This window comes from Pseudomonas asiatica, assembly GCF_009932335.1.
Taxonomy (GTDB): domain Bacteria; phylum Pseudomonadota; class Gammaproteobacteria; order Pseudomonadales; family Pseudomonadaceae; genus Aquipseudomonas; species Aquipseudomonas asiatica.
The window spans coordinates 864,774-883,750 of the sequence record NZ_BLJF01000003.1; the positions used below are offsets into that span (position 1 = coordinate 864,774).

The 18,977-nt window shown below is 58.0% G+C and carries 15 protein-coding genes and 1 pseudogene; 6 read left to right on the forward strand and 10 right to left on the reverse strand.

Going from position 1 to position 18,977, the window contains the following annotated elements; genetic code table 11:
* Positions 1-140: 140 nt before the first annotated feature.
* From GYA95_RS26500 to pncB, 9 genes and pseudogenes are all read right to left on the reverse strand, one after another.
* Positions 141-1,205: a hypothetical protein gene (locus GYA95_RS26500; RefSeq protein WP_054572119.1), complete on the reverse strand. Its 1,065-nt coding sequence runs from the start codon at positions 1,203-1,205 to the stop codon at positions 141-143.
* Positions 1,206-1,384: 179 nt separating this feature from the next.
* Positions 1,385-1,723: a DUF7706 family protein gene (locus GYA95_RS28110; protein ID WP_054572118.1), complete on the reverse strand. Its 339-nt coding sequence runs from the start codon at positions 1,721-1,723 to the stop codon at positions 1,385-1,387.
* Positions 1,724-1,893: 170 nt separating this feature from the next.
* Positions 1,894-2,118: a hypothetical protein gene (locus GYA95_RS26510; RefSeq protein ID WP_054572117.1), complete on the reverse strand. Its 225-nt coding sequence runs from the start codon at positions 2,116-2,118 to the stop codon at positions 1,894-1,896.
* A 12-nt stretch (positions 2,119-2,130) separates the two neighbouring features.
* Positions 2,131-2,640 (reverse strand): hypothetical protein, encoded by a 510-nt coding sequence (locus GYA95_RS26515; protein WP_054572116.1) that lies wholly within the window; start codon positions 2,638-2,640, stop codon positions 2,131-2,133.
* Positions 2,637-4,766, reverse strand: coding sequence for a site-specific integrase (locus GYA95_RS26520; protein ID WP_087535083.1), 2,130 nt, complete (start codon positions 4,764-4,766; stop codon positions 2,637-2,639). The genes GYA95_RS26515 and GYA95_RS26520 overlap by 4 nt, the downstream gene beginning before the upstream one ends.
* The gene (locus GYA95_RS26525; RefSeq protein WP_061202538.1) at positions 4,763-7,195 is read right to left on the reverse strand and encodes a site-specific integrase; all 2,433 of its coding nucleotides are present in this window, start codon (positions 7,193-7,195) and stop codon (positions 4,763-4,765) included. Before GYA95_RS26525 ends, GYA95_RS26520 begins: the two co-directional genes overlap by 4 nt.
* A 276-nt stretch (positions 7,196-7,471) precedes the next feature.
* A complete protein-coding gene (locus GYA95_RS26530) occupies positions 7,472-8,734 on the reverse strand; it encodes a tyrosine-type recombinase/integrase (protein WP_161551525.1) in 1,263 nt (420 codons plus the stop codon).
* A gap of 120 nt (positions 8,735-8,854) precedes the next feature.
* Positions 8,855-9,379: pseudogene (gene nadE, locus GYA95_RS26535) on the reverse strand (NAD(+) synthase); the annotation flags it as partial.
* Positions 9,380-9,382: 3 nt separating this feature from the next.
* Positions 9,383-10,588, reverse strand: a complete 1,206-nt coding sequence (gene pncB / locus GYA95_RS26540; RefSeq protein WP_015271989.1) for a nicotinate phosphoribosyltransferase — start codon at positions 10,586-10,588, stop codon at positions 9,383-9,385.
* Between the two features lie 524 nt (positions 10,589-11,112).
* Between pncB and GYA95_RS26545 the strand changes: the two genes are divergently transcribed.
* The 6 genes from GYA95_RS26545 (at position 11,113) to GYA95_RS26570 (ending at position 17,674) form a co-directional block, all read left to right on the forward strand.
* Positions 11,113-12,249 carry a branched-chain amino acid ABC transporter substrate-binding protein gene (locus GYA95_RS26545; protein WP_015271988.1) on the forward strand — a complete coding sequence of 379 codons (1,137 nt, stop codon included), beginning with the start codon at positions 11,113-11,115 and terminating at the stop codon, positions 12,247-12,249.
* A 156-nt stretch (positions 12,250-12,405) separates the two neighbouring features.
* Positions 12,406-13,320, forward strand: coding sequence for an ABC transporter permease subunit (locus tag GYA95_RS26550; protein ID WP_013974411.1), 915 nt, complete (start codon positions 12,406-12,408; stop codon positions 13,318-13,320).
* A gap of 2 nt (positions 13,321-13,322) precedes the next feature.
* Positions 13,323-14,624 (forward strand): high-affinity branched-chain amino acid ABC transporter permease LivM, encoded by a 1,302-nt coding sequence (gene livM / locus GYA95_RS26555; RefSeq protein ID WP_015271987.1) that lies wholly within the window; start codon positions 13,323-13,325, stop codon positions 14,622-14,624.
* Positions 14,621-15,496, forward strand: coding sequence for an ATP-binding cassette domain-containing protein (locus tag GYA95_RS26560; RefSeq protein WP_010955466.1), 876 nt, complete (start codon positions 14,621-14,623; stop codon positions 15,494-15,496). Before livM ends, GYA95_RS26560 begins: the two co-directional genes overlap by 4 nt.
* Positions 15,493-16,209 (forward strand): ABC transporter ATP-binding protein, encoded by a 717-nt coding sequence (locus tag GYA95_RS26565; protein ID WP_015271986.1) that lies wholly within the window; start codon positions 15,493-15,495, stop codon positions 16,207-16,209. The genes GYA95_RS26560 and GYA95_RS26565 overlap by 4 nt, the downstream gene beginning before the upstream one ends.
* 697 nt (positions 16,210-16,906) lie before the next feature.
* Entirely contained in the window at positions 16,907-17,674 is a 768-nt protein-coding gene (locus GYA95_RS26570; protein ID WP_003259040.1) for an SDR family oxidoreductase, read from the forward strand.
* Positions 17,675-17,790: 116 nt separating this feature from the next.
* On the opposite strand, the gene GYA95_RS26575 is transcribed toward GYA95_RS26570, so the two are convergent.
* Positions 17,791-18,888 carry an AGE family epimerase/isomerase gene (locus tag GYA95_RS26575; RefSeq protein WP_015271985.1) on the reverse strand — a complete coding sequence of 366 codons (1,098 nt, stop codon included), beginning with the start codon at positions 18,886-18,888 and terminating at the stop codon, positions 17,791-17,793.
* Between the last annotated feature and the right edge of the window lie 89 nt (positions 18,889-18,977).

Below are 18,977 nucleotides of genomic sequence, written 5' to 3' on the forward strand. Positions count from 1 at the left end.
GCCGAGGTCTTCAAGAAGCGGGTTGCCGAGTAGCACGGTTGGGCGTGGCACGCAGGTTAGTAATAACCGAGCGCTCTTGTTGGAGCACTATTCATTACACGGCATCTTAGGGAGAAATCACGACGCGGCGGCTGATGCGGCTACGGAGAGGGCGTCTCCACGAAATCCTTGTCTTTGCCCGTAAAGAACATCATGGCCGTTCGGGACTGCAAGCAGTTTTCCGCTTCCTCACTGAACAGTGATCGTTCAACAGGATCAGCCCAAATTTGAGCCACCCCCTCTTTGCGGAATACCTCCAACGGGAGAGGAATCGACGCATACGGATTGTGATAGATCCTCAGCCCATCGGTGATCTTTTCCGAGCATTCATCGCCCTTAGAAACAACGTGCTCCAAGCCGCTCGGTGATGACCAGATCGAACGAATGATCGCAGTCGGGCAACCGGACATCGCATCTACTTTCCCCCAAGTGCCCAGGTGGCTGAACACCACTGCGCTGATGTGGCTGAAGCGCGGACAGTCGAAGAAACCCAGCTCGATCTCTGCGCCATTGTCTTTTTGCACGCTCCCCAAGGTTTTCCCTTCAAGACCATTGGGGAAGCGCCCAGGATTGGCTATGTATTCGGACTCATCCACGTAGTAGTCGAACAGCAAGGCTTCGATTGGTCGAAAAGCTTGCAGTTGAAAACCGGGTTGCTCAAACGGGGCAAGGGCGAGGACAAAGGGTCGGTCTTTGACATGGTCATGGTGGGCATATTTGTCATCGAATTTTCGCGACTTGCTCATAAAGGCATTAGCCAAGCGAATGATGGCAACCCGATTGAGTTCGTTGAAATCGACGTCCTTGTAAAACTCGGGCGTCATTCCCAACCCCCATTCGGGCGTTGCGTCAGCGGCATGGTTGGCCGTGGTAGCCTCGACGGTGAACGTCACTTCACCCGCTGTGAGCAGAAAGTCGGGTGCAGGGTGAGTCCAGTCAAATGAGAAGCCATAGTCGCGAAAAGTCGCGTGAAGGTAGATCTCCCAGAAGCTTGAGTTGAAGGTCGTCTGAAACTCCTTCACAAACTTATTATCCCTGTCGGGGAACCCCTCAAGCCAACGCAGAAGCTCCTCTCTCTGATAGTGCCGGCCTTTACGCCCGTCGGTGATCGTTTTGAAATGAGGATGGAGCTTGTCGGTATGGTAGAGAGGCGTAAGCAAGTCCACTGGAGCCACCGTCGCTGCAGAATGATGACATAAGGTAGTGCCTGTCATCGTATCTAGGAAGGGCTAGACCTAGAGCATGTCAGCGTGATGCAGAGGCCCCAACCATTGCGCTTCACGCCCGTCGTAAATTTCCCCACCTGCCCGGCAAAAAAAAGTCAGTTGGCCGAACAAGCGCTCGATCAGCGTGGGTTATAACCACTACGGGCCAGGGCATCCTGCAGCTTTCCGACAGCAGCTCGGATTGAATAGGCTTCGTGATCATCTATTGCGCACCCACGAAACTCGCTCCAGTGGGCCCGCTTAAAGAATTGGGCAAGTGCCATAGTCTCTCCGTGGCTCAACTCGGCGTCCGCCTGGCAGCCATCGATCTCGAAAATCACTCTGACATTGCTGTACTGGGTCAGCTTGCTCATGGGGGTGCTCCTCTTGGGGCATTTTGGCGGATTGTGGACGAATTGCTTCATTTGTTCTCGTGACGCTATCACCTGATCACGAATCTCTTCGGGATCGATGGCCATGCCACCTCCAGGTGTCGTTCTCAGCGTCTTCAATGAGTTCACCGCGTCGATGAACGCCCGCTCTCTGGCTTTCTCAAGCTCAGAGCGATTATCTCCAATGGCGTGGTTCCACAGGCGTCTGACGAAGCTTACGGCAGCCCGCCTCGAGCAACGGTACATAGATTTTGCTATCACAATTCGCGCTCGCGCCGGCGAGTGGCTGCATTCGACCTATCCATCCAGTCGTCATGCTCCTCATCATCAATAAGCGTCGACAAAGCGTTAAGAAGACGATCTCGGATTACACGCTGCTGTTCCCAGAGTGAATCCAGGTCGGGAGCATCACTCATCGCGTCAATCGCTTCCTCGACCGCCTCCAGTTCGTCAGCACGAGCTTTCTCAAATTCTGAATTCATCTGGCACATCTCCTATCCACCCATTCGGCCTTGCAGCTGCTGAATCTCATCCTGGAGAACCACGATTGTGTGCTCCAGCTTGCGGATGTTGACTCGCATTTGATTGATGACCCTCAGGGCTTCCTGATGATCGTCCATGTACATATCGCGAGCCTTCTCCGTCTCCCTGAGGTTGTTGAGCAATTCGGTGTTGGCAGCTCGAGCGTCTTGAACCTGGGTGAACCAATAGACGATCTCAACCCTGCTGAGCTCCAGCAACTCCTCAGGTGTGCGCGTCTGAGCTTTCGCGGCTGCCTCGTCGTTTTTTTGCTGAGCACGCTCGGCCTTGATTTCTTGCAGACGCTCAAGCGGCCAGACGCGATGGTAGATGGTGTTCCGATGTACTCCAGCCAGCTTGGCCAACTGGGTTGCGTTGGCCGAGATTGAAGAGTCTTTTTCCATTTTCTTCAGTGCAGCATCAAGCGCCAACGTAACAGCCTCGAAGTTCTCCTCATTCTTGGCGTCATAGGCGGCTGTACTCACACAGATACCTCAATGCCGAGTTGCGTGAGCACGCCTTTGGCCTCGGCTATCACGAGCTTCATTTGCTCGATGGACAAGGCAACGTCATCCAGATCTCTCAGTTCTGCAAAGGCCGCAGCCGGATCCGTTTCGTAGCGCCTGAGCGCCAGGGTGTTTTGAACATAGATCTCTTGCCACTTGGGTGCATTGGCCTCTGTCACCACCGCGTTCTGGCACCGGTTGGGGTTGCACCGCAGTGAGCCGATGCAGGGAATGGACGGATCATCCAGATCCGTCGCATTGCCGTAGCAATATCCTTGACCGACGTTGATGACCGCGAAATTAAGCTCAACCATCCGCTCAAAAATTTCGTCGTTCGAATAGCCTGCCTCGAGATAGCCCCTGAAGTATTTCTTGAGCCGAGCACGGTGCGCGGGTGCATTGTCGCCGGCATAACCCCCGTCGGGGTCTAAGGAATTCATGATGAACTCCTTCTCGGCATCCCTTCGACCGGGGGCATCTGAGCCACCACCTGAACTTAGGGCTTCACCGATGCCGCCGTAGTCAATCGTAACGGTGCCGACCCGGTTGTGACGCCTATCTTGGCCGATGGTACTGGCATGGTGACCAAAGTGCTTAAGCTGGTAGGAAATGAACGGCAGTCCTACAGCAGCCCTGAACATCTGGTTGGAGAGTGAGTGCCTCAGTGTGTAGGGCGATACATCCAGCTCTTCGAGTTCGTCGAAGGTCACGGTGTTGGCCAAGAAAGTACAGAGTTGATGGGTTAACCCAGACCCGCTCAACGAGTTGGCCTCATGTTGCATGCCTGGCTTCACGGTGTTCATGTTGGCGAACAGGTAGGGGTTCTGCTTGAACCGGTTCAGGATCCGCAGCACTTGGACTGCATCCTTGACGATTGGGATCGCAACCCACTTGTCATCGAAAAGCTTCCTGAGGACTTCCTGATGTTTGATGACACCGCTGATGATGAGGTCGTGCCCGAATTCATCAACTGTCAGGCAGCTATCAACCAGACAACCGGCTAGCTCTGATGGCCTCATTCCAGTGTACTGACCAATGATGTAGCAGGCGCTGTTGTTGATGTGGGTGAGGTACTCATACAGCTCGTTGTCCATTGGAGCTCGTGTCAATTTACACAGCGCTTCCTTGTCCTTCAGCATCCCAGGGTTTTGGGGTGACCAGTATTCAGGCTCCAGCTTGTAGAGGAAGGGCTTGATCTGGAGGCCCGTGTAGCCCCTTGAGGTCATCCGGTATGCAACGTAGATGTCGTAATTTCTCCGCGTGATATTGGCGCTCCTGGCCTTCTGATATTCAGCCAAATCGAGCCGGCTCAGCGTGTACTGATCGCAGATGTCTTCCTTCAGCGCTCTGAGGAAATCGACAACGGCGAACGAGCCCTCACGGGAGCACTTTTCGAAAATATGATTACTGAACCATTTTTTTCTGGTGCGGTTTTTTTTGTTGGTAAAGCTGTTGTACTTCCACTTCAAGGCCTCCAGATCCACATAGGCCAAAGGCTTAGAAAATAGGTTTTCGACCAGGAAGTGAGATCGTAATACCTGGAAACCTTGAAGGGTTGGCCCCCTGAAGGCTCGGTCAAAGTGTTCAGCCCCCGCCCGATAGTCTTGTTCGGTGAAGTCGGCCAAGCTGAAGTGCGATCTTTCGAAGAAGTGATCCCCATGTTCCGCTCGCTTACGAGCACACATTTGATCGATAAACGGAATCACGGATTTGAACATGTCCAAGACTGAGTGAGGTTTGCGGCTCTTAGATTTTCGACTGAAGTGAAGAGCCCCTGGAATCTCCAGCACGCACAGCATGGCCATCTTCAGCTCGAACAGGATAGTGCTGTTAAGGCTCTCATAGACCCCGAAATCGATGCGCGATTTGGCGCCCTGGATGTCCCTCGCAAGTGCGTGAGGCTCACCGTTGAAATCCCAGAGCATATCCTTTACGAGGCTCAATTTGCTGGCTGGGAGGTTCATCAGTGCTGCGAGCAGCTCAAGTGCGTTCACCCCATCGTTGGAGTGGGAGGTGACTGCGATGAGCTCGTTGCCCAAGTAGCCCAAGAACCGCTCGCGCACGGCTTTGATTTTGTAAATGAGGCTATCGAACCCGAGGATCACAGGGAGACCGTCTCAATCAGAGGGCTAGGGATGATGTGCTCTGCCAGACGACGAGCCTCATCCAGTTGCTCCGCTGTGAAGCCGTGGTCAGACGGCGTGAGGATACTTTCCAGTACCTCAAGGTTCTCGCGGATGACAGCGCCATAGGGTGTTTCTGCCACGTTGCTTGTGGACATAATCGAGGTGTAGTCCCACTGCATGGCAAAAAGGTCGGGCAGATTCGACACAGTGATGATGGAGTTGCTACAGGACAGGCACTTGTTGAGCAGCGAGCACTTACTGCCTTTTTTGTAGCTCGGCAGCCTTTTAATTTCATCAGGAGGGTTAAGCGCATCCTTGCAACTGACGAGGCCCGTCCGAATGATGATCGGCGATGAGGTTGCCGCAGGGGGAGTTGGCTTGACCTGCTGGCTATCGCGAATAATCGTGCCTTTGTGAATTTGGGTGAGCGCTTTGGTGTTGACCTCACGAGCTGTTTTGTTGAATTCGAGCTTGTCGAGATAGCTCTGGGTGGCTTGTATCGACTTGTGCCCAAGTATTACCTGGATTTCCCTGACCGATAGGCCTAGCGCTACGAGGTCGGCCACGAGGCTCGGGCGCAGTCGAGAAGCCGAGATATTCAGCGGCTGCCCGTCCTCAGTTTTGAGGTCGTGATCCATGGCTAACTGGTTCATCACATTGTTGATGACAGTTGAGTCCTCGAACGACTTCACCTTCCGGAATTCGGATTGCTTCTGCGACTCGTAGATGAACAGCCTCTCTTTGATTGGCCCTTCAGCGCGCTCGCGAATGTGGTGGGTCAGGTAGATGACCTCGTCGAAGATCTTCTTGATCTCAATGCTTTGTGCCCGTGAGTACCATGTCCAATCCGCGTGCATCATGTCGAGATGAAGAACCTTCCCCCCACCTGAGCGCACTTTCCAGTAACGCAGGTATGGGCGATGGGTCACCTCGTGGCGCTCGACGAAATCATCGATGTCCAAGCTTTTGAGAGAGTCCGCGTTCAACCCCGTCACCTGCGCAAGGCGTGTGATGTATGGCGCCAGCATCCTCGAGGTAACATGGTAAATAACACCCCAGCTGGCATACGTCTCAGCGATTCCTAGCCCGCCGATCTTCAGCAACCGCACAAAGGCTTGCTCATATTTGTCATCAGGATCAGCCGACCACCGGCTAATCATCCTGCCGTTGAGCTTGTTCTCAAATATCCAGCGAGCGTTCTCTAAGGTGGCCATACCTCTCACAAGGTATCCGTCCTCACCCAACGGATCACTGCCACCATGGAAGGGTACATAGTCCTTTGCTAGCTCGTTAGTCTGTAGCCGCTCCATGTCACAAGCTTGCTGGATCGCCGTTCGTGCGTACTTCGGGTATGGGCGATATTCATCCGTCTCTCGAGCGGTGTTGAATCCTTCCACATCAATAAATGATGTGAGGCCCATTCCGCGAATCTTCACTGCTCGCTTGAGCATCGAACGGACTGCCGACAAGACACCCTGTGAGTAGAGTGACGTAAGTATGTTGGCCTCCATTTGATCGGTGAGGTACTTCCTGAAACGCGTCAGGTAGTGTGCTGTAACGTACTCCCGAGGATCCTCATTTCCCGTGAAGCCAACCTCACTCAGATGCAGGGTCACCAGTCGGAAACCATCACTATAATTCTGCTGGCCGGATGCGGATTTCGACTTCAGCGACGCCGCAGCAAACATGTGCAGGAGCTTGCTGAAGGGCCTATTGGGATCCTCCACCAGGTCTTCGTACTTTGAGAGTCCGATGAGCCTGAGCTCAGCGAGCGCCTTAGTCAGGGAGTCCTTTGGCGCGGCCTGCTGTTTTTTAAGCTCGGCTTCGACCTCTCGTTCCTTACAGTTTTTGTAGTCTGCCTTGATGACGCCAAGCCGCGTGAGGTCAGTGAGGATGTCTTGGAAGGTCTGCTCAACGATGACGAATTTGGAGCGGGCCCACTTCAGGTTTTTCATCCCGTCGACCTGGAACAAGCTGGCCTTCGACGAGATGGTATTGCCGAATACTGGGACGTTTTGCTTCTCTGCCTCTGTCAGGCCTTCGTACCAGCAGAGAAGCTTCCGGCGCCACTCATTCGCGATTGAGGGCTGGTCGGGGATCACGATCTGCTCCTCGATCATCCGCTGGATGATCGAGTCGAGGATGTCTTCCCTCGCGTTGAAGGTGTTGCCGCTTGTCTCCAGTTCATCCTTGAGATACGTGTAGGCTGGGCTCAGCTTTCCTCTCTGCGAGAGCTGCACGTTCAGGAGGGATTGGCGACTGCTCTTGATCTGCGTGGCCCACGCCTCAATTGCCTCGGTGACTTCGGACTCTTTCCGCTTGGGACGCCTGGCTTGGTCGGAAGCCTCAGATTCGCTGCGAGATTGACCGTCTGCCTGATCCTCAGGCGGCTGATGAGTGGTGCTCATTCTAGGCTTGCTCCCGATCCAGGTGAACGCAGAAGGACGTGGTGATTCCTCCCGAGTGGTAACCAGAATGAATACCATGACGGTGCGTTGGTCAAGCCGTAGAAATGTATAAAAACCTTATGAATCAATGAGTTAAGAGTATGCTGCTGGCATACCCTTAACGCTAAGCGCTTGTCCTATCAGGCATTTTTCGTGGCTGAGATGGCGGAATGTGTCAAAAGCAATTCGCGAAATTTTTTTTATCTGAGGCAGGGCCGGAGGGGTTTACGAGGCGGATCATTTTTTATCTCCGGTCTTGATGCGAATGGTCGTCCTCTCGCGTAGAACGTGCATCTCTCCGCACTTGGTTTTGATGAGGGAATCTGGCGTGCAGAGCTTTTGGTAGATGTCATGAGGGATCTGCGCATACCCCTCAGTCGTGGTGGTATACGAGTGGCCATGCCCTATCGAAAGCATTCCCAGGCGCTGGAAATAATCCTCTCCAAGATCAGGGCTTGTGAGCAGAAGGTACGCAGAACCATGTCGGAACTTGTGTGCTGAGATCTTTCGCGTGATCTTGCGTGACTTTCGCGCCCGCTTGGAGAGGCGCTCAAACAGCTTTTCAACGCTCTTAGTGGTGTAAGGCTTCCCATGTGAGTTGAAGAAAGCAGGCGTCTCTTTCGGGTCTCTGATGCGCTGGCTATAGCGGTGGTACAGCGGCGTCTTCTGGTAGTTCTCGATGCGTTCCAGTGTCGTCCTGCTGACGAGCGTTATCCTTGGGACTATTTGATTTTTTTTGCCCTTGCTGCCTTGGACATGCAAGGGGCTGTAGTCCGCATTCACCGGTATGTTGCACTCAGCGGAAACGTACTGGAGCTTCTGGTACTCAAGCGCATCGCGAATGTGCTGAAGCGTTATGCGGGGAACCTCAGACTCTCGAATGCCCGAGTCGTAAATCAGCTGCAGCATGCACCTCTCACGTTCTGATTTTGTATGCAGGATCATCTGTTCAAGCTCAAGCATGCTGCATGGCTGAACGATTGCTTTGATATTCGCCTTACCTGTTCGAATCGGCCCGTGCTCATAAGGATTGTCAGTCCGGAGCGGAGGCTTACCATTCAGGCTGATGCACAGATGGTGGCTGAAGAAATGGTTGTAGGCGGCATCTCGGCCTTGCACCGTTTTGGGAGCAAGGCCCGCACCATCCAGGCGACCCAAGTACACCTCTAGGCTACCTAACCCGATACTCAGCAGGAGATCGTCTCGGCGGGAGTTCTCGTACTCGGGTTTGGTCTTCTGGTCTTGAAGTAGGTACGAAATACGCCTGGCATAGGACAGAACGGTTTTGTCTGCCTTTGAGACGTTCCGGTAGTTCCGGCACAGATAGGAGGACACCAGAGGGAGGAGCTGTTCATCGTCATCAATCAGCCCGCACCCAGTTACCTTCACGGATGGTTCACTGCCTTCTGGCTGAGCTAGGAACTGTTCTCGGTATTTGCCATTGGCAAGGATGGAATTGCTTAGGTCAAGATCTCTGTCTCGCACCGCAATCACTTTCATATTCTGAGGCCCTGCACATCGACTCAGGAAGGTCGGTGGGAAGTATGGCTCATGGCTCAGATTCTGGAGGGGGTGAAGCTAAGGGCTATCGGATTGTGCAGTTCAGTGTAGGGGGGTAGAAATCACTGCCTCGGCGGCGTGGTCGGTGCCGATCACCAGGCCTGCGCGGGCACCGGCGATGGTGTACTGGGCGACCATGCGGGTGCGTGCCTTGACGTTGCCGACCACGAAGTCCACCAGCGTCGGCGAGCCGTTCTTCAACTCCACCACTTCAGCCGCAAGCGCCCGTACTGCCGGGGCGATATCCACGGTGTGCACTTCGTCGGCCTTGATCACTTCCAGGCACGCCTGGGCGTCATGCTCGTCATGCTGGACCTGGTACGGCAGGCGTACGGCGATGAAGGTGTAGGCCTTGTCACCGGTTTCGGCGCGCAGCTCGTTGATGGCGCGCTGAGCGAGCAGGGCGGCGGTCAGTGAGTCGACGCCGCCGCTGATGCCCAGCACCAGGGTCTTGAGCCGGGCGTTGGCCAGGCAATCCTTGATGAACGCCACGCGCCGGGCGACTTCGGCCTCGAGCGCGGCGGCGTCGGCGAACGGCGGCTGTACCTTCAGCGCCTGGGCAATCTCTTGCTGAACCGCTTGCATGGGTTACTCCTTGCTGGGGACTTTGAATACATGGCGCATGTAGGCGACGAAGTTCTCGTCGCGGCATTGGGTCTTGGCGGCTTCGTCCGAGATCTTGGCTACCGGTGCGCCGTTGCAGTCGGTCATTTTAAGCACGATGCTCATCGGGGCCACACCCGGGATGTCACAAGTCAGGTTGGTGCCGATGCCAAAGCTGACGTTGATGCGACCGCGCAGGGCTCGGAAGATTTCCAGCGAGCGGGTCAGGTTGAGGCCGTCGGAAAACACCAGGGTCTTGGTCATCGGGTCGATACCCAGTTTCTGGTAATGGGCAATGGCTTTTTCCGCCCAGGCCACCGGTTCGCCCGAGTCGTGGCGCAGGCCGTCGAACAGCTTGGCGAAGTACAGGTCGAAATCGCCAAGGAAGGCATCCATGGTGATGCAGTCGGTCAGGGCGATACCGAGCAGGCCGCGGTACTCGCGCACCCAGCAGTCCAGCGCGGCGATCTGGCTGTCGATCAGTCGCGGGCCGAGTTGCTGGTGGGCCATGATCCATTCATGAGCCATGGTACCCAGCGGCTTGATATCCAGTTTCCATGCCAGGTCGACGTTGCTGGTACCGACGAAGCGGCCCGGGAAATCGTCGCGCAGCACGCGCACCACTTCTTCCTGCACGCGGCTGGAAAAGCGCCGGCGGGTGCCGAAGTCGGCCACCTGCAGTTCGGCCAGTTCATCTTCGTTGGCATGCGCGCGCAGCCAGTCGAACTTGCGGTATAGCTGGTCGCGGGCCTCGGCCAGGCGCATGCGCGGGTGCAGGTGGCGGTTGCGCACTTCGCTGATGATCGCCAGCAGCGGCACTTCGAACAGGATCACATGCAGCCATGGACCTTTCAGGCGCAGGAACAGCTGGTCGTTTTCTATCCCCAGGCGTACGTAGCGCAGGTTGAAGCGGAACAGGCGCAGAAAGCGCAGGAAATCTGGCTTGAGAAAGCTGATGCGTTCGAGAAAGGCCAGCTGGCCATCATCCAGGGTGAGGTCGCTGAGCAGTTCTAGCTGGTTGCGGATCTCGCCGAGGTATGGGCGCAGGTCCTCGCCGTTGCGACAGCGGAATTCCCATTCGACGTCGGCATCCGGGTAGTTGTGCAGCACGCCCTGCATCATGGTGAGTTTGTAGAAGTCGGTGTCGAGCAGGTTGTGCACGATGCGCTCGGCGAATGCGCTCTCGCTCATCAATGGGGCTCCGGAAGCGGCGAATGGCGGACATTGTGCCAGCCTTTTTGGCCTTGTTGTGCCTGTTACGGCCTTATTGACGGCAAGCCAGCGCCCACAAGTAACCCACAGGGCCGGAATTTGCAGTGTTCCTGTAGGAGCTGGCTTGCCGGCGATAGGGCCGGAACTGCCAAAACAGAGGTGTTTTTTCGTGCACCAGCTAGCCTTGAAACGGTGCCGCCTGTAGCAGTCGCGCACCAGCTGTGTGCAGTTCGGTGACGTCCGCTGTTACAGGGTGGTTGCACGTAAACACTTGCCAGGGTTGCAATGATGGCACTCGACGGTTGCTCCTTGTCTGTACGTCTGGTGGCGCCTGCCGCGTGGCAGACGGTTGCACGCTCAATAAAGAAAAGGCCGTCGGTCGCCTGCAGGCAACCTGCGCAGTGTGTTTTGCCGGAAGACAAAACCTATGGCACGGCCCTTGCTCTGAGCACAGGGCTGAGAAGTTGTAGTGCCAACCAAAAAAACTCTAGGAGCACCACCTCATGTCGCAGACGTTTTACAAGAAAGGTTTCCTGGCTCTGGCCGTAGCTACGGCACTGGGTGTTTCTTCGTATGTTCAGGCCGACGTCAAGATCGGTGTAGCGGGCCCGATGACCGGGGCTAACGCAGCGTTTGGCGAGCAGTACATGAAAGGTGCGCAGGCAGCGGCCGACAAGATCAACGCCGCCGGTGGCGTGAATGGCGAGAAAATCGTGCTGGTCAAGGGCGATGACGCCTGCGAGCCGAAACAGGCCGTGGCCGTGGCCAACCGCCTGGTCGACCAGGACAAGGTGATCGGCGTGGTAGGCCACTTCTGTTCTTCCAACACCATCCCGGCCTCCGAGGTGTATGACGAGGCTGGCGTCATCGCCATCACCCCGGGCTCCACCAACCCACAGGTTACCGAGCGCGGTCTGGGCGCCATGTTCCGCATGTGCGGCCGTGACGACCAACAGGGCATCGTCGCCGGCGATTACATCGTCGACGTGCTCAAGGGCAAGAAAGTCGCGGTGCTGCACGACAAGGACACCTACGGCCAAGGCCTGGCCGACGCGACCAAGGCACAGCTGGAAAAACGCGGCGTCAAGCCGGTGCTGTACGAAGGCCTGACCCGCGGCGAGAAGGACTTCAGTGCCGTGGTCACCAAGATCCGTTCCACCGGTGCCGACGTTGTCTACTTCGGCGGCCTGCACCCGGAAGCCGGCCCGCTGGTACGCCAGTTGCGCGAGCAGGGCCTGAAGGACGTCAAGTTCATGTCCGATGACGGCATCGTCACCGACGAACTGGTGTCCACCGCTGGCGGCGCGCAATACGTCGATGGCGTGTACATGACCTTCGGCGCCGACCCGCGCCTGCTCCCGGACAGCAAGGCGGTAGTGGAGGAGTTCCGCAAGGCCGGTACCGAACCTGAAGGCTACACCCTGTACGCCTATGCCTCGCTGCAGGCCCTGGCTGCCGCGTTCAACGGCGCCAAGTCGAACAAGGGCGAGGACGCTGCCAAGTGGCTCAAGGCCAACCCGGTGCAGACCGTCATGGGCGAGAAAAAGTGGGACTCGAAGGGTGACCTGACCGTGTCCGACTACGTGGTCTACCAGTGGGATGCCCAAGGCAAGTACCACCAGCTGGAAAAACAAAAATAACAACGGCCCACGGCCCGGGCGCGTCAGCCCCCGGGCCAAAGCCCCGCGGTACCTGTCTTTATCCGTAGATCTGCACAGTACTGCGCTGCGAGGGCCGCCTGTTCCAGGCCCGCCGTGGTCGGCGCTCGTGCAATCTCAATCAGGTGAGATTGCGTTATGGATGGTATTTTCCTGCAGCAACTGGTCAACGGCCTGACCCTCGGGTCGGTCTATGGCCTGATCGCCATCGGCTACACAATGGTCTATGGCATCATCGGCATGATCAACTTCGCGCACGGCGAGGTGTACATGATTTCCGCGTACCTCGCGGCGATCAGCCTGGCATTGCTGGCTTATTTCGGTATCGAGTCGTTCCCCCTGTTGATGCTGGGCACCCTGTTGTTCACCATCGTCGTCACCGGCGTGTACGGCTTCACCATCGAACGCATCGCCTACAAACCCCTGCGCAACTCCACCCGCCTGGCACCTCTGATCAGTGCCATCGGCATCTCGCTGATCCTGCAGAACTACGCGCAGATCAGCCAGGGCGCCCGCCAGCAAGGCGTGCCAACCCTGCTGGAAGGCGCCTGGCGTGTCGAAGTGGGCACCGGCTTCGTGCAACTTACCTACACCAAGATCTTCATCCTGGTGGCAGCCTTCGTTGGCATGGGCCTGCTCACCTATGTGATCAAGTACACCAAGCTCGGCCGCATGTGCCGTGCCACCCAGCAAGACCGCAAGATGGCCTCGATCCTGGGCATCAACACCGACCGGGTGATTTCCTACGTGTTCGTCATCGGTGCGGTTATGGCTGCCCTGGCCGGCGTGCTGATCACCATGAACTACGGCACCTTCGACTTCTACGCCGGCTTCATCATCGGCATCAAGGCGTTTACCGCCGCGGTGCTCGGCGGTATCGGCTCGCTGCCAGGCGCCATGCTCGGCGGGATCATCCTGGGCATTTCCGAGTCGCTGTTCTCCGGCCTGATCAACTCCGACTACAAGGACGTGTTCAGCTTCTCGCTGCTAGTGATGATCCTTATCTTCCGCCCACAAGGCCTGCTGGGTCGCCCGCTCGTGGCTAAGGTGTGAACATGTCCATTGCCAAAACTGCCTCTGTTCCTGAAACCAAAAGTTTCGATATCAAACGCAGCCTGCTGGAGACCATCGTCGCCGGCCTGCTGGCACTCATCGTGTTCGGTCCTGTCGTTGGCGTGGTGCTCGACGGCTACACCTTCAACGCCGAGCCGCGGCGTGTGGCCTGGCTGGTTGGCGGGGTGATGCTGGGGCGCTTCCTGCTCAGCCTGTACCTGCAGACGGCCGCCGGCTCGCGCATGCTCCAGGGCTTCGAAAGCGGTGGCTCGGGAGTGCATGTGCGCGCGCCGAACTACGTATCGCGGCTGCGCTATATCATCCCGGCGCTGGTGGTGATCGCCATTGTCTTCCCGATCTTCGCCAACAAGTACCTGCTGACCGTCGTCATCCTCGGCCTGATCTACGTGCTGCTGGGCCTGGGGCTGAACATCGTGGTCGGCCTGGCCGGCCTGCTCGACCTGGGCTATGTGGCGTTTTATGCCATCGGCGCATATGGCCTGGCGCTGGGTTATCAGTACCTTGGCCTGGGCTTCTGGAGCGTGCTGCCACTGGCGGCCATAGCTGCGGCGCTGGCGGGGTGCATACTCGGTTTCCCGGTGTTGCGGATGCACGGCGACTACCTGGCGATCGTGACTCTGGGCTTCGGCGAGATCATCCGCCTGGTGCTGAACAACTGGTTGTCGTTCACCGGCGGCCCCAACGGCATGCCGGCACCGGCACCGACCTTCTTCGGCCTGGAGTTCGGCCGTAGGGCCAAGGACGGTGGGGTACCGATCCACGAGTTCTTCGGCTTCGATTACAACGCCAACCTCAAGTTCGTGTTCATCTACGCGGTGCTGTTTATCGTCGTGCTTGCAGTGCTCTACATCAAGCATCGCCTGACCCGCATGCCGGTCGGCCGTGCCTGGGAAGCGCTACGCGAAGACGAGATCGCCTGCCGCTCGATGGGCCTGAACCACGTACTGGTCAAGCTCTCGGCGTTTACCCTGGGGGCTTCCACCGCAGGTTTGGCCGGGGTGTTCTTTGCCACCTACCAGGGCTTCGTCAACCCTTCGTCGTTCACCTTCTTCGAGTCGGCGCTGATCCTGGCCATCGTCGTGCTCGGTGGTATGGGCTCGACCGTAGGCGTGGTGATCGCCGCCTTCGTGCTGACCGTGGCACCCGAGCTGCTGCGCAGCTTCTCCGAATACCGCGTGCTGCTGTTCGGTGTGTTGATGGTGCTGATGATGATCTGGCGACCGCGTGGGCTGATCCGCATCAGCCGTACCGGTGTGACCCCGCGTAAAGGAGTGGCGCCATGAGCGACGATATCATTCTCTCGGTCGACAACCTGATGATGCAGTTTGGCGGCATCAAGGCGCTCAGCGATGTCAGCCTGAAGGTCCGGCGCAACCAGATCTTCGCCCTGATCGGCCCCAACGGTGCGGGCAAGACCACCGTGTTCAACTGCCTGACCGGGTTTTACAAGGCCAGTGGCGGGCGCATCGAGCTGAACGTGCGCGGTAGCCACACCAACGTCATCCAGCTGCTCGGCGAGCGCTTCCAGGCGGCAGACTTCGTCTCCCCGGCGCGCTTCGCCAACCGCATGTACTACAAGATGTTCGGCGGTACCCACTTGGTCAACCGCGCCGGCCTGGCACGCACCTTCCAGAACATTCGCCTGTTCAAGGAAATGTCGGTGGTGGAGAACCTGCTGGTGGCGCAGCACATGTGGGTCAACCGCAACCTGCTGGCCGGGGTACTCAACACCAAGGCCTACCGCAAGGCCGAGAGCGACGCGCTGGACCACGCGTTCTACTGGCTGGAAGTGGTCGACCTGGTCGATTGCGCCAACCGCCTGGCTGGCGAGTTGTCGTACGGCCAGCAGCGCCGCCTGGAAATCGCCCGGGCCATGTGCACGCGGCCGAAGATCATCTGCCTGGACGAACCGGCGGCTGGCCTGAACCCACAGGAAACCGAGGCCCTCAGCCGCATGATCCGCGTGCTGCGCGACGAGCACGACATTACCGTGGTGCTGATCGAACACGACATGGGCATGGTCATGAGCATTTCCGATCATATCGTGGTGCTCGACCACGGCAACGTGATTGCCGAAGGCGCGCCGCAGGATATCCGCCACAACCCGACGGTGATCGCCGCCTACCTGGGTGCAGATGAAGAGGAACTGGTATGAGTGCACCCATTCTGGAATTGAAGGACCTGGACGTGTTCTACGGCCCTATCCAGGCGCTGAAGAAAGTCTCGATGCACATCAATGAAGGTGAGACGGTCAGCCTGATCGGCGCCAACGGCGCTGGCAAGTCGACCCTGCTGATGTCGATCTTCGGCCAGCCGCGGGCGGCGTCGGGGCATATCGTGTACCGCGGCACCGACATCACTCGCAAGTCGTCGCATTACATTGCCTCCAACGGCATCGCCCAGTCGCCGGAAGGGCGCCGGGTGTTCCCCGACATGACGGTCGAGGAGAACCTGATGATGGGTACCATCCCCATCGGTGACAAGCATGCCGACGAAGACATGCAGCGCATGTACGAGCTGTTCCCGCGCTTGAAAGAGCGGCGTAACCAGAGGGCCATGACCATGTCTGGTGGCGAGCAGCAGATGCTGGCAATTGCCCGCGCGCTGATGAGTCGGCCGAAGTTGTTGCTGCTGGATGAGCCATCGCTGGGGCTGGCGCCGATCGTGGTCAAACAGATCTTCTCGACCTTACGTGAATTGGCCAAGACTGGGATGACCATCTTCCTGGTGGAGCAGAACGCCAACCATGCGCTGAAACTGTCGGACCGGGCTTATGTGATGGTCAACGGGCAGATTCGCATGAGCGGGACGGGTCAGGAGCTGTTGGTCAACGAAGAAGTGCGCAACGCCTATCTCGGCGGGCATTGAGTTGCATTCGGGGGCCGCTTTGCGGCCCATCGCGACACAAGGCCGCTCCTACAGGCAATCTGCGATTTCATGTGGTATCGCGGCCCCTTGTAGGAGCGGCCTTGTGTCGCGATGGGCTGCAAAGCAGCCCGATTCCAAATGTGGACAACTTGTAGCGGGCCTGCCTCCATACACTCCAGCATCCCTTCGCAAGCCCTTGTTTCCACAGGCCCGATCTTTTCCACGGTTAATGTGGAACCGCCTGTGGAAAACATGGTGGCATCTCGCTCAAACCCTTTGATACCAAGCCCTGCAGAGTCATGATCGTTTTTTGATCAATTGCACCTTGTGGATTATTTTCCAAGGTTTTTCAAAGCCCTGCATTCATTCCAGGCGTTGCGAAAAGCCTGTGGATAACCCTGTGAAAAAGCCTTGGACAGACCGCTGCAGACGGCATGCTTGAAAGCCTTGCGCCATCACCGAAAAGATATCCACCGACCATAAGTCGCTGAAAGGGTTCCGTACCGTGGACAAGTTGCCCCCAATCCGTGGGGAAAGCCTTGTGGATAACGTGCGCATAGCTGGTGCCGAGCCGTCTGCTGTAAGGGTTTGCCACATATGATCAAAAAATGAACAGTATCCCGGGCGGGTTGCTGCAAGCACGCGGCGCGGGCATGCTGCAAGACTGCCGATGACAATCCACCGTGAGGAACAGAGCATGACGTCCACCGTATTCATCACTGGCGCGACTTCCGGTTTTGGTGAGGCCACTGCCCGCCGTTTTGCCGAAGCTGGTTGGAAGCTGGTGCTCACTGGCCGCCGCAAGGAGCGCCTGGACGCCCTGTGCGCCGAATTGTCGGCCAAGACCGAAGTACACGGCCTGGTACTCGACGTGCGTGACCGCAAAGCCATGGAGCAGGCCATCGCCAACTTGCCGGCTGGCTTCGACAAGTTGCGCGGCCTGGTCAACAACGCAGGCCTGGCGCTGGGTGTGGACGCGGCGCAGAACTGCAGCCTGGACGACTGGGAAACCATGGTCGACACCAACATCAAGGGCCTGATGTACACCACCCGCTTGTTGCTGCCACGGCTGATCGCCCATGGCCGTGGGGCGTCGATCCTCAACGTAGGTTCAGTGGCGGGCAACTACCCGTACCCAGGCAGCAACGTGTATGGCGGCACCAAGGCCTTCGTCGGCCAGTTCTCGTTGAGCCTGCGCTGCGACCTGCGGGGTACGGGCGTGCGCGTGAGCAATATCGAGCCGGGCCTGTGCGAGAGCGAGTTCTCGCTGGTGCGCTTTGGCGGTGACCAGGCCAAATACGACGCCACCTACGCCGGTGCCGAGCCGATCCAGCCGCAGGACATTGCCGAGACCATCTTCTGGATCCTCAACCAGCCGGCGCATATCAATATCAACAGCCTCGAGCTGATGCCGGTGAGCCAGGACTGGGCAGGGTTCTCGATCGACCGGTCGGCCAAGGCCTGATCAAAAGGCGGGGCCGCTTTGCGGCCCATTCGCAGCACAAGGCTGCTCCTACAGGATTGGCACTGGTTTCAGGTGCGCCGCTTTCCCTGTAGGAGCAGCCTTGTGCTGCGAAAGCGTCAGCCCAGGCGCTGCAACCCTTCCAGGCAAGTCGCCAAGTGGTAGGGAGTAGTCGAAGGCATATCATGCCGGCTGACACTGCCTTGCCCATCCCGGCACTCATACCAGCCCGCCTCACGCAGGAACCGCGTTTCCAGAGCCTGCAACTGCCCGGCAAGCTTGCTCTCGCCCCCTGTCCGCAACACCAGCGCCCGCAGGTATTCCGCCTGTGCCCAGATCCGCTGGGTGGCGTCGAGCACCCGGCCATCCACATCCAGCATCGCCAGCACAGCGGCATCCTTCACCCCGTATTGCTCGGCGTAGCCGAAAGCCCGGTCGATGGACGCATGCAGCGGCGTATCTCGCAGCAGTGGCGAGGTATGCAGGAGGTAGAACCACTCGAACTGGTGCCCCGGCTCGAACCAGTTATCCACAGTGCCGCGTGGCTTTTCCAGCATCAGGCCGTGGGCGGGGTCGATGAAGTGTTCCTGCAGCGCGTCGCACAGGTGCAGCAACGACTGCTGGGCATGCTTGTCGTCACGCACCGCCAGCACCTGCAGGAAGGCTTCGGCCAGGTGCATCTGCGGGTTTTGCAGCGGGCCGCTGCCAAGGTCTGCCCAGTCTTCAGCGAGGCTGGCTTCGTACAGGCCGTCGTCGCGGGCGAACTGCTGGTCGATGATGTCCAGCGCGGCGTTCAGCGTGGACTCCACCAGGTTTTCACGCACCTTGCCCCAGTAGTGCGCACAGGCGAAGACGATGAACGCGTGGGTGTAGAGGTCCTTGCGTCGGTCCAGCGGTTTGCCCTGGGCGTCGATGCTATAGAACCAGCCGCCGTGTTCGGCGTCGTGGAAGTGCTTCTGCAGCGAGCGGAACAAGGCGGCCGCACGCTCGGCTGCACCCGGTTGCCCGATGCGGCTGCTGAACAGGTAAAGCTGCCTTGCGCAGGCCATGGCCCGGTAGCGCTGCACCGGCAATGGCTGGTGCTGGGCATCCAGTGCCTCGTAAGGCAGGGCCATGTCGGCGTTCCAGCCCGGGCCTTGCCACAACGGCACGATGCGTTCGGCGAAGTGCTGGTTGAAGCGGGCCAGTTCGGGCAGGGTGGGGCGGGGGTCGGACATTTCGGCGCTCGTCGCTGTCGGGCAGGGCGCCATGGTAGCAGAACTGGGTTGTGGGTAGCCTGTGCCAGCCTCTTCGCGGGCACAGGCTA